Source organism: uncultured Flavobacterium sp. (assembly GCF_963925415.1).
Taxonomy (GTDB): Bacteria; Bacteroidota; Bacteroidia; order Flavobacteriales; family Flavobacteriaceae; genus Flavobacterium.
The window spans coordinates 1-4,427 of record NZ_CAWUTS010000127.1 but is presented as its reverse complement, the minus strand read 5'-3'; the positions used below and the strand labels follow the sequence as shown (position 1 = coordinate 4,427).

Below are 4,427 nucleotides of genomic sequence, written 5' to 3'. Positions count from 1 at the left end.
AGCTTTCTAGCGTTAATATCCCTGTTAGAATTAACCCAAATAGAATCATTGAATTTTTCATCATTTTATTTTTTAAATATTCATTCTTACTCTTTTGGATTTTCAGAATACTCCCTGTTTTTTATGTTGTTTTCTTGTCTCAACTTCTTTTGTTTGTCACTTTAGGTGGTCAGCCTGCCTTCAACCGCTATGTTGTTTAAACTTGCCCATAACGGTTTGCAGATTTGCGATGTGGCTGATTTAGTAGCACTATCTTTCATTTTACAACTAATGTTTATTAGTTGCAGAATATTTTAATTACCACTAAACCCGCCATATTCGCAAATGTGCTGTTATGGGCTGGTTTTAATTAAGCAACAAAGAAGTAAGTCTAATTCCCCGCTGACAAACACATCTCATTTATAAGCTCAGCAACCATAAAATCATTTTGTGCTTCTCCATTAATTTCAAATGCATTGATTTGCCAGCGATCATCCCCGTCCATTTCAAATTGAATAACTGCATTTACTGGTTTATTTTCATAGGCGATTTGACCAGATGCATTTAGATGATAGTTGTCGTCGTCAGGAGAAACAAAACTTTCCCATTTAGGATTAGCAAAAAAGCTTTTTACTAGAGTTTCTACATTGTGTTTTTTACAAGCATCAAAGTAGCCATTTTTAATTGTGTCATCCATTTTAGATTTACAACTAAACAGGGTTGTTAATAAGAATAAGAATGCTATTTTTTTCATATGATTAATTATTTATGTATTTACTAATATGTGCACAAATTAATTCAGACTTTGATGTTGGCAAATTTTTAATGCTTCCATCTTTCATTTTCAAAGAAATTCCAAACTCAAATCCCGAAAGTTTACCTATTTTAGTGTTTGCAATATCTTTCACCTTAACTGCGGATACATTGATTATGTCGGTGTAATAAATTATTGCTTTTTCATCCGCAATTACATTGTCATTTTGTTTCAATGTATTTTCTTCAACATTAAATGCCCTATAGATGATTTTTTTTGATGTGAGGGTGATAATTGTGGTGTTACCTGAATTTTTGAATATTATTTCCTCGCCTGTTTCTATGTCTGATATTGCATCTATCTCGGATTTTTCCTTGGCATTTTCTTTTCTTAGCAACCAAATTCCGGTTGCAATCATTATCCAAGCTCCATATTGTGAAATTGCATTAACACCGACTATTAATTCGAGCCAGCCGAAAGAGAAGCCATTAAAAACCCAAATAATTAAATCAAGAGCTCCAAGGCCAATTAAGATGTAAAAAAATATTTTTTTGTTCATTATTTTTAAAATTAAAATTTTTTCCTACTCTTAAGGATTTTCAGAATACTCCCTGTTTTTAAAGTGGTTTTCTTGTCTCCACTTTTTTGTTTGTCACTTTAGGTGGTCAGCCTGCTTTGAACCGCTATGTTTCTTAAACTTGCCCATAACGGTTTGCAGCTACAAGAAGGTGGGGCATTAGAAGCACTTTACTTTTAATTTTGCACAAAATTTACTTAAAAGCACTAATATTCAAATAACCCACAACCGCCCCACTTGTGAGTAGGTGCGGTTATGGGCTGGTTTTAAATATTGCTTTAGAACTGCCATCCAAGAGCTACATTTAATCTCAAGTTGACGCCACCAGAAGGTGTCGTTTCCGTGTATTGGTCAATCTTTCTTGTAGCAGTCGTTAAATTAGAATTAAATCCAATTCCCGAGTAAAAATCAACAGAAAAATGATCGCCAATTAATCGTTGAACGCCTAATTGTAACCCAACGATAATTTTTCTATTTTTAATGTCCCATTCATTTATTTCCGAATATAGATCAAATATTTCTTCAGTGGAGGTGCCCTCCCAAGAACTGAATCGATTAGAGTTGTACAATCCAACGAAAAAACCATCCATTACTTTATCATTTTTAGCATACCAACGAATTTCAGGATCAATAGCAATTCCGGTATTAAATTTTGTTGGAGGATATAGCAAGCTTCCAATAATTGGACCCCACATGATTGGCGCTACTCCTACGCCCATTGTGAAAGACTTAAATACATTATGTTCATAATGAATCATTACAGGTTGACCTTTTAAAAATGTAAAAGGTGAAATCTTAATAGCTTTTTGTTGCTGAGCAAATGTTTGAGTATTTACTAATAAACATGCTATTGTAAAAAACGTAAAATTTAACTTTCTCATTATTATTAATTTAAAGTTTGTCCCTACTCATTTGGCTTTTCGGAATACGCCCCGTTTTTTAGAGTGGGTTCTGGTCTCCACTTTTTTCTTTTTCTTTCTGTCAGTCGTTAATAGTCAAAAACTGTCAAACCGCAAGAACGGTGGTTCTCGTGTTTGTCTGCGTTCGGTATGTCGTTTTTTAAACTTGCCCATAACGGTTAGTATATAAAAAGTAGGCGATTTCGAAGCACTAAACTTTCAGTTAAGCACAAAGTTTGATACGAACCAAAACCCTTGATTTTAGCACTAATTCGCCTATTTTTTATATACATTGTTAGGCACTGGCTTTCTATTTCTTTCCTATTAGTTTGTCGTACCATTTCAAGTTTTTAAGTCGTTCTATTTCTGCTTTATTGGTCTGGTTTTCTTTGTTCTTATTCCGTAAATCTGATTCAGTTTTCTGAAGTTTAGTTTCAAGTCCGTTCGAGTGAATTTGTGAGTCAGATAGTTTTTTCTCGGTTAGTTTTAATGATTTTTTTAGTCGTTCAGTTTCATTTTCAAACTCGGAAGTTTTTTCTAAAAGCAGTCCAATCGAAGAGTTCTGTTCTGATATTTTGGTAGACTTTTTGTTAATTTCTTCCGTTTGCAATTCAATATTTTCTTTTGCTTCTAAAAGTTCATTGTTCGTTAATTCAAGTTGCTTTATAAGCGAAGAATTCTTTTGTTTAAAATCTAAAAGACGTTTTCCCTGTACTTCAATGAATTTCTTGAAAACTTCTGTGTCAATATCGTTACGAAACTTTAAGGCTCTTTTGAAAAAGTCAAACGCAGATTTGATTTTACCTTTTCCAAAATCTTCTCTAGCTTTTTTGTAGTAGAAATCCGCTTTGCCTGTGTTAAGCTGTTCAGTTATTAATGTTCCCGGTGTTTCGTTTTGGGCAAATTCGATAACTCTTGGGTCGGTTTTTATAGCATAACTGTTAAGTTGAGTTTTAAGCATTAAACCACTAAATGAAGTACAACGACTTAAAGCAACATAAACTTGTCCTGGTGCAAATGCTCTTCCTAAATCGGCAATAACTTTTTCAAATGTTAAACCTTGGCTTTTATGAACTGTAATTGCCCAAGCTAAACGAATAGGGAACTGTTCAAAAGTTCCTACAATTTCTTCTACAATCTTTTTTTGTTCTCTATTGTATGAATACTGAATGTTATTCCAAACTGCTCTCTCAACTTCAACTTCGGATTCATCATCAAATACTACTTTGATAGAAGCTGCTTCAAGTTCTTTTATTTTACCAATTTTACCATTGTAATAGCGTTTGTACTCGCCTGTATCATTCTTGATAAACATTATTTGAGCACCAACTTTTAATTTTAAATAATGGTCTGTCGGCTTATGTTTATCTGGGAAAGTACCTGTTACATTGGCTTCATAAGTAAATAGTTCAGTTGTGAGTTGATTTAGTTTTGTAAGGTTTGTTTCGTTTACAATGTTATTGTGTGTTGCAAGAATTATATAATCACTTCCATTACCTGAAAATGTTGGATTGTATTTTGCATTAAGAACAGTAAAATCATTTGCATTTACTTGACTAACTCGAACCCTATTCAATAAGTCAATAAATTCTTGTTCGTTCTGCCTATAGATTTTTTTCAGCTCGATATAAAGAGGCGTGTTCTGCTCTATTATTTTTGAACTAAAGAAAAAAGGTGTTTTGTAGAACTGCGATAGAATTGACCATTGTTCATTATCAGCAATTGGTGGCAATTGAAAAGTATCTCCAATTAATATGACCTGAACACCACCAAAAGGCAAATAGGGTTTCTTGCGAAAAACTTTTAAAATTCTGTCAATTACATCCTATACATCTGCTCTTACCATTGAAATCTCGTCAATGATTAGCAATTCCAAATTTTCAATTATTTCTTTCTTATCATCTCTGTATCTGAAAGTCGTATAAATTGTCTCCCCGTTTTCCGTTCCCGTTGCTGTTGTTCTCAATCTTGAATCATCAGGAACAAAAGGTCCAAAAGGAATTTGAAAAAAAGAATGAATTGTAACTCCGCCTGCATTTATTGCTGCAACTCCTGTTGGTGCAAGAATTACCGTATTTTTATTTGTAGTGTCTTTAATGAATTTTAAAAAAGTTGTTTTACCTGTTCCTGCTTTTCCTGTTAGGTAAACTAATTTATCAGTATGTCGAACAAATTCAGCAGCGTTGTAAAATTCAACGTTTTCCTTGTCAAGTTCTAT

4 protein-coding genes and 1 pseudogene are annotated in these 4,427 nt (G+C 33.1%); 1 reads left to right on the top strand and 4 read right to left on the bottom strand.

Annotation, left to right across the window (positions count from 1 at the left end; translation table 11 throughout):
- A partial coding sequence (locus AABM47_RS10085) for a hypothetical protein (RefSeq protein ID WP_338410798.1) occupies window positions 1-200 on the top strand: 200 nt, incomplete at its 5' end.
- Between the two features lie 170 nt (window positions 201-370).
- Here the strand turns inward: AABM47_RS10085 and AABM47_RS10080 are convergent.
- The 4 genes and pseudogenes from AABM47_RS10080 to AABM47_RS10065 form a co-directional block, all read right to left on the bottom strand.
- Window positions 371-676, bottom strand: coding sequence for a hypothetical protein (locus tag AABM47_RS10080; protein WP_338410797.1), 306 nt, complete (start codon window positions 674-676; stop codon window positions 371-373).
- A gap of 61 nt (window positions 677-737) precedes the next feature.
- A complete protein-coding gene (locus AABM47_RS10075) occupies window positions 738-1,292 on the bottom strand; it encodes a hypothetical protein (RefSeq protein ID WP_338410796.1) in 555 nt (184 codons plus the stop codon).
- 296 nt (window positions 1,293-1,588) lie between these two features.
- Window positions 1,589-2,191, bottom strand: coding sequence for a DUF3575 domain-containing protein (locus AABM47_RS10070; protein ID WP_338410795.1), 603 nt, complete (start codon window positions 2,189-2,191; stop codon window positions 1,589-1,591).
- A 328-nt stretch (window positions 2,192-2,519) separates the two neighbouring features.
- Window positions 2,520-4,427, bottom strand: a pseudogene (locus tag AABM47_RS10065) (AAA family ATPase).